This is a genomic window from Lentisalinibacter salinarum (assembly GCF_040706555.1).
GTDB lineage: Bacteria > Pseudomonadota > Gammaproteobacteria > Steroidobacterales > Woeseiaceae > Lentisalinibacter > Lentisalinibacter salinarum.
Genome location: NZ_JAPDRH010000008.1, coordinates 1 through 1284 on the forward strand (window position 1 = coordinate 1; position 1284 = coordinate 1284).

Below are 1284 nucleotides of genomic sequence, written 5' to 3' on the forward strand. Positions count from 1 at the left end.
CAGCCCAACTGGAAGGGGAAACGTACGAAGCCTACTTGCGCTGGTTTTCATCAGTTGTCGCGACGCCCGGCGGGAAGCATCAGTGGGACGATGCAATCAAACCGATATTTCCGCGCAGGATGATCTCCGCGGTTGAGAAGTACATGGGTCAGGGGCAATTACTGGAACTAACCACGATGTTTCCACCGCATCGGAACTCGGACCTCGACTAGAGGCAGAGGACATCACTTCGCGAACAAGGCGTCTGCTTGCGGCCGCAAAGCGACCCTAGCGGCATTCCGAGGTAGGATTTCCACCATCGGCCCATGGCAGACGATCGCCCTTATCCTGAGTGATTCCAAATAATTATCTGGCTACTTGTCATCGTTAATTTGCTGTCGGTGCTGGTCTGCTGCCAGATTGCCAAAGCGCGAATGGCAGATCGTTGGTATTGGTCTCTCGCGGGTTTGGTATTCGGCCCTTTCGCCATTCCATTCGCGCTCTTTTCCAGCCCAACCAAGAGTTCGCACAAACCACCGGACGGACAGTGAAGCGAGCTTCTGCTTCTGGCGGCAAAGCGACCCTAACAACATTCTGAGGTAGGATTCCCGCTATCGACCCTCTCCAGCCGGTCACTCGATCGATTCTTGTATGGAGGATCAGCGCTCATGGAGCCTCGGCAGATCGTTGAGCACTGGGTTGCATGTTTCAACCAAGCGGACCCGGATGCCATTGTTGATTGTTACTCGGAGGATGCGACGAATCATCAGGTCGTACGGGATCCCGTTGTCGGGCGCGAGGCGATACGAGAGATGTTTGCCAGGGAATTTGCCGCAGCGAAGATGGTCTGTCAGATCGAGAACATCTTTCAGGACGGTGATTGGGCGATCCTCGAGTGGACTGATCCGAACGGGCTTCGGGGGTGCGGCTTCTTCGAAACAAAGAATGACAAGATTGTATTCCAGCGAGGGTACTTCAACGAACTGTCATTCCTGCGACTGCAAGGCCTGCCGTTACCAACCGAATAGGCTCGGATAGACCGCTTCTGGCCGCAAAGCGACCCTCGCTCCTTTCTGAGGTACGATTCCCGCTTACGACCCTTTGCAGCCGATCAGGGATATGGAATGGGTAGCGTTCTGATCTATTTCATTTGGTTAGGACTATCGATCTGGGCAGCGTTCATTGTGGCTCAGCGGATCGAGAACAGACGAGATCGCATTGCCTATTACCTTGCGATATGGCTGATCCCAATCATTGGCGCAGCAGTGGCTGTGTTTCTTAGCCGTCCACGGGCATCAAAAACGT

3 protein-coding genes are annotated in these 1284 nt (G+C 54.2%); all 3 read left to right on the plus strand.

All coding sequences use genetic code 11. From position 1 onward, the window contains the following. The coding region (locus ACJMKZ_RS18750) for a hypothetical protein (protein ID WP_405234759.1) at positions 1 to 212 on the plus strand (212 nt) is incomplete at its 5' end. A gap of 435 nt (positions 213 to 647) precedes the next feature. Continuing rightward, positions 648 to 1007, plus strand: coding sequence for a nuclear transport factor 2 family protein (locus ACJMKZ_RS18755; protein ID WP_405234760.1), 360 nt, complete (start codon positions 648 to 650; stop codon positions 1005 to 1007). Between the two features lie 96 nt (positions 1008 to 1103). After that, a partial coding sequence (locus tag ACJMKZ_RS18760; RefSeq protein WP_405234761.1) for a hypothetical protein occupies positions 1104 to 1284 on the plus strand: 181 nt, incomplete at its 3' end.